Below are 3,898 nucleotides of genomic sequence, written 5' to 3'. Positions count from 1 at the left end.
GCCCATATCGGTCGCTTCGGCTACCAGCAAATCAACTTCCTGGCCCGGGGTGTAGTTGGCCGGGGTCTTGTCCAGATAACGGTCCAGACGTGCCGTCGCGGTGATGCGCCGGGTGTGTTTGTCGAGGTAGACGTGCACCACGACATACTCGCCGGCAGTCATCTGGCGCTTTTCTTCGGAATACGGCAGCAGCAGATCCTTCGGCAACCCCCAATCCAGGAACACGCCGATGCTGTTGACTTCAACGACTTTCAAACTGGCGAATTCACCGACCTGAACTTTCGGCTTTTCGGTGGTGGCGATAAGTTTGTCATCGCTATCCAGATAAATAAAAACGTTGAGCCAATCTTCATCTTCGCTGGGAATATCTTTGGGAATATAACGATTAGGCAGAAGGATTTCGCCGTCCGCGCCACCGTCCAGATATAAACCGAAGTTAGTGTGTTTAACCACTTGCAAACTGTTGTAACGCCCGACTAAAGCCATGTCCAATACCCTCATTGCGTGGGCGGCATTCTACCCGGTTTTGCGGGCGGCGTTCGGCGGGCCGGCCCGGTGGCGCGAGAAAATCCACGCAAGGCCCTAATTTCCCTGGGTTTGGCGGGCGTGTTTGGCCGCTCGTCAGGCCGTTCGGGTGGTCTGGACGGTGGCCAGCCCATCCGAAAAGCACTATTTCCCCACTGAGGTTTTTAGTTAAAACAGCAGCTTAGGGGACTATTCCAAATAATAACTTGCGATTATTCGCGCACCTGCCGTGTGTATTTCGGGAGGATATTTACCAAGCAATTGTCAAGTATTTCCTGTACGATGCCTGGCCAAGTTAATTTCTACAGGTTAATGGCCGCCATGCGTGTAAAAGCATCCAACAGCAAAGCAAAGCCAGCTCCAGCCGTTGAAACCAGCGAATCGATCAACAATCAGATCGCTGCGTTCCTCAAGTCCGGTGGCGAGATCCAGCAAATTGCCAAAGGCGTCAGCGGCCAGACGTTCGGCCCGTCCAAGCAGATCACGCTGGGCAAAAAGTAATTCCCCCGCTTTAACTGGTCCCTAAGCGCTTTGAGCTTCGAAGCGCTTGGACTGGAACCCTCCAGCAACACCCCATAAAACAAATCAATATTTCAACAATCGACGAACGGCCCTCGATGCCGAACATTCGCCGGTATGCTTGYACGTGTCTGGATCAAGCGTTTCAGCAGGTTTTCACCACCTGCTCCTCGCAGCTCATGGAGTGACGCATGCTCAAGCCCCCTTTTCTCCTGCTCGCCAGCCTGTTGTGGTGTTCCGTCGCCCATGCGCAAGTCTTCCAGCGCGAATTGGGCGATTTCGATCTCAAACTCGCCACCACCCCCAGCCGCAGCATGGCCCAAGGGCTGGTCAAACCCTCGACGACCGGCTCGTTCCACGGTGGCCTCGACCTGAGCCACGACAGCGGCTTCTACGTGGGCCAATGGTCCCCCAGCATGGGGCTTAGTCCTTCGAGCAACCTTGAAGTCGACTCCTACATGGGCTTTAAACAGCCCTTCGATCACTCCCTCGGCTACGAAGTGGGCATGATTCGTTACAGTTACCCCAAAGCGGATACCCTCGACAGCCAGGAGCTTTTCGGCGGCCTGACCCTACTGGATAGCCGTTTCGGCGCTGCCTTCAGCAACGACCCGGACAAACAGAACAGCACCCTGTTCGCCGACCTCAGTGGCAATCAGCCGTTCGGCATCGGGGTCAGCCTGAAATACACCACTCACCAGCTCAATACGCCGGTATCCGTTGACGGTGGATATGTAGGCAGTTTTACCGACTGGTCGGTGAAATTGTCCCGGCCGTTCATGGGTATCGACTTGGACTTGATCTACAGTGACTCAAGCCTGAGCGGCAGCGATTGCTCCGCCTATTCCGGCCACAATAGCGAATGCGACGGCCTGGTCACTCTCAAGGCTGTACGCGCCTTCTATTAATCGGCTGAACTGCCAGGCTCGTCCTGCGTTCACATAAAAGAACCCAATAAAAAACCAGGTCTTCGCAAGGGCTTGCCATGTCGCATTGGTTGAAACAGATCACCGTCATCCTCACGCTCAGCCTCACCATCGCCGCCTGCACCCGCGTGGGCCTGGCTTACCGCAACCTCGACGTGATCATTCCCTGGACGCTCAGCGACTACCTGGACATGAACCGCCAGCAAAAAGACTGGTTGAACGAGCGGCTCAAGGAACACCTGCGCTGGCACTGCACCACGCAACTACCCGGCTACCTCGACTGGCTGAATCGGTTACAGACCATGATCGAGACCAACCAGATCACCGACGCCGAGCTGCAAGCCCGTACCCAGGAAGCCAAACAAGCCATCGCCGAAACCGCCCGGGAAATCACCCCATCGGCCATCGAACTGCTGCAAGGGCTGGATGACAAGCAAGTCGCGGAAATGAACGACGCTTTCGCCAAGGACCTGCGCAAACGCCAGGAGGAATATCTGAAGCCACCTCTCGAGCAACAGATCAAAGAGCGAAGCAAGCGCATGGAAAAACGCCTGAATGCCTGGCTCGGACCACTCAGCCCAACCCAACAGCAACGGGTGATGGCTTGGTCGAGCGCCCTGGGGGATCAGAACAAAGAATGGATTGCCAACCGCGTCCATTGGCAACAGCAATTCAGCGCGGCGGTCGCGCAACGTCAGAGTCCGCAATTCCCACAGCAAATCGAGACACTTCTGGTCGATCGCGAGAGTTTATGGACCCCCGCTTACCGTGTGGCCTATGCCAACACCGAAGCCCAGGCTCGGGCATTGCTGGTGGACTTGATGGCCGAGAGCACGCCGTTTCAGCGTCAACGGTTGCTGCATAAGATTGAAGACATGCGCAAGGACTTCACTGATTTGAAATGCCTGAAAGCGGCGCAACGAGGATAGGTTCTAAAGCTGCAAGCTTCACGCAATCTGAGCCTTCGACGCCACTTCATCAAACGTCAATTCATCCAGCGCATCTTCCTGCTCATCCAGCACCTGGCGCGGATGCTCATTTCCCGGGATGCTGCTGTCGATCAGGCTCAACAAACTCGAGCCCCGGGGTGTCAATATGTAATTCTCGCCATTGCCACCCTGATCCTCCGGCCGAGGCTCGATATACCCCCGCAACAGCAGTATTTTTTCGTACTCACCGGCCATCGTTTTCAGGCGATCCAGATTCTCGAACGGCTCGCCCGCGGAGGCTTTCGCCGCCGCATACTGCTCGGCATAAGGCCGTGGAGTGAAACTGCGGCCAGCACTGTTCTGCACTTCGTGCAGTAAATGCTCGATCAAATCCCAGTTATAAGTCGTCATCCTGATCAACCTCCAGTGCCCACGAGTGAAATGGCCTTCATAGGTTGTGACCGACAGGGAGTGCAGCCGTTCAGCCGAGTTCTTTCCCCCAACCGACCGGCGGCCTGTCGATTTGAGCGCAGGCCAAACGACTAGGCTGTGTAAGACGGTTTACCCCTCTGCGCGGATCGACTTTCGCCACAGCAAGCAGGAGAAATCAGCATGAACATACAGAATCATCCGGTCGTGTCCCGGGAAGAATGGGTCGCGGCCCGCAAACAACACTTGGCCCACGAAAAAGCCTTCACCAAAGAACGAGACAAACTCAGCGCCGAACGCCGCGCCCTGCCCTGGGTAAAAATCGACAAACCCTACCGCTTTCAGGGCACCAACGGCGAACTGAGCCTGACCGACCTGTTCGGCGGCCGCAGCCAGTTGATCGTCTACCACTTCATGTTCGCCGCTGGCTGGGACGAAGGCTGCCCAGGCTGCTCGTTCCTCTCCGACCACATCGACGGCGCCAACCAACACCTGGCMCACCACGACGTCGCCGTGGTCGCGGTTTCCCACGCACCGTTCGCCGAATTCCAACCGTTCAAACAGCGCATG

6 protein-coding genes are annotated in these 3,898 nt (G+C 56.3%); 4 read left to right on the top strand and 2 right to left on the bottom strand.

Annotated elements, in window-relative coordinates; genetic code table 11:
- On the bottom strand, positions 1–486 hold a 486-nt coding region (locus AC1DLB_RS23900), incomplete at its 3' end, for a S1-like domain-containing RNA-binding protein (RefSeq protein ID WP_477785757.1).
- Positions 487–837: 351 nt separating this feature from the next.
- On the opposite strand from AC1DLB_RS23900, the gene AC1DLB_RS23895 reads away from it, so the two are divergent.
- The 3 genes from AC1DLB_RS23895 (at position 838) to AC1DLB_RS23885 (ending at position 2,899) form a co-directional block, all read left to right on the top strand.
- Positions 838–1,026, top strand: a complete 189-nt coding sequence (locus AC1DLB_RS23895; protein WP_017337097.1) for a hypothetical protein — start codon at positions 838–840, stop codon at positions 1,024–1,026.
- A gap of 209 nt (positions 1,027–1,235) precedes the next feature.
- On the top strand, positions 1,236–1,952 hold the full coding sequence (locus AC1DLB_RS23890; protein WP_477743403.1) for a TorF family putative porin: 717 nt from the start codon (positions 1,236–1,238) through the stop codon (positions 1,950–1,952).
- Between the two features lie 77 nt (positions 1,953–2,029).
- Positions 2,030–2,899: a DUF6279 family lipoprotein gene (locus AC1DLB_RS23885; RefSeq protein ID WP_064619623.1), complete on the top strand. Its 870-nt coding sequence runs from the start codon at positions 2,030–2,032 to the stop codon at positions 2,897–2,899.
- A gap of 18 nt (positions 2,900–2,917) precedes the next feature.
- On the opposite strand, the gene AC1DLB_RS23880 is transcribed toward AC1DLB_RS23885, so the two are convergent.
- Positions 2,918–3,310 carry a hypothetical protein gene (locus tag AC1DLB_RS23880; RefSeq protein ID WP_018929896.1) on the bottom strand — a complete coding sequence of 131 codons (393 nt, stop codon included), beginning with the start codon at positions 3,308–3,310 and terminating at the stop codon, positions 2,918–2,920.
- Positions 3,311–3,511: 201 nt separating this feature from the next.
- On the opposite strand from AC1DLB_RS23880, the gene AC1DLB_RS23875 reads away from it, so the two are divergent.
- The coding region (locus AC1DLB_RS23875; protein WP_477785756.1) for a DUF899 family protein at positions 3,512–3,898 on the top strand (387 nt) is incomplete at its 3' end.

Source organism: Pseudomonas sp. 05N434, assembly GCF_056396965.1.
This window is presented reverse-complemented; position numbering and strand designations above follow the sequence as displayed.

What these genes read in the sequence shown, in the direction of transcription:
- AC1DLB_RS23895 (WP_017337097.1), top strand. Translation starts at nt 838, where the DNA reads ATGGCCGCCATGCGTGTAAAAGCATCCAACAGCAAAGCAAAGCCAGCT.
- AC1DLB_RS23890 (WP_477743403.1), top strand. Translation starts at nt 1,236, where the DNA reads ATGCTCAAGCCCCCTTTTCTCCTGCTCGCCAGCCTGTTGTGGTGTTCC.
- AC1DLB_RS23885 (WP_064619623.1), top strand. Translation starts at nt 2,030, where the DNA reads ATGTCGCATTGGTTGAAACAGATCACCGTCATCCTCACGCTCAGCCTC.
- AC1DLB_RS23880 (WP_018929896.1), bottom strand. Translation starts at nt 3,310, where the DNA reads ATGACGACTTATAACTGGGATTTGATCGAGCATTTACTGCACGAAGTG.